The sequence below is a fragment of the Streptomyces ipomoeae 91-03 genome, assembly GCF_000317595.1.
Classification (GTDB): Bacteria; Actinomycetota; Actinomycetes; order Streptomycetales; family Streptomycetaceae; genus Streptomyces; species Streptomyces ipomoeae.
In genome coordinates this window covers 1-369 of sequence record NZ_AEJC01000238.1, presented here as the reverse complement: position 1 = coordinate 369, position 369 = coordinate 1, and the positions used below count along the sequence as shown (strand labels likewise).

Genomic DNA, 369 nt, shown 5'->3' with positions numbered 1-369 from the left:
GTGATCCGGCCGCTCCGGGCGTCGTACGTCGCCACACCGATCCCGGTGCCGCCGCCCTCCGCCGAGGTGTACGTGCCGAGGAACAGGGGCCGGGGGCCGGACGGGGCGGGGGAGGGCGAGGCGGCCTCGGCCTCCGCCTGGGGCGCCGTCGATGCCGAGGCGCTCCGCGCGGGCGAGGACGACCCGCCCCCGGTTGTCCCGCCTGAGCCGGAGCAACCCGCCAGGGCAGCCGGTACGGCCGTCGCCGCCAGCAGCCCCAGCACCCGGCGCCTGCTCCAGCCGCCCGGCTCCCGCTCCGCCTCACTCGTCATTTCCGGCACCTCGGATCCCGCTCGTCCCGTCCGGCCCCCACCTTGACGGCTACGAGCG

The 369-nt window shown here is 78.0% G+C and carries 1 pseudogene; it reads right to left on the bottom strand.

Going from position 1 to position 369, the window contains the following annotated elements:
* A pseudogene (locus STRIP9103_RS15695) lies at positions 1-311 on the bottom strand (lactonase family protein); the annotation flags it as partial.
* Between the last annotated feature and the right edge of the window lie 58 nt (positions 312-369).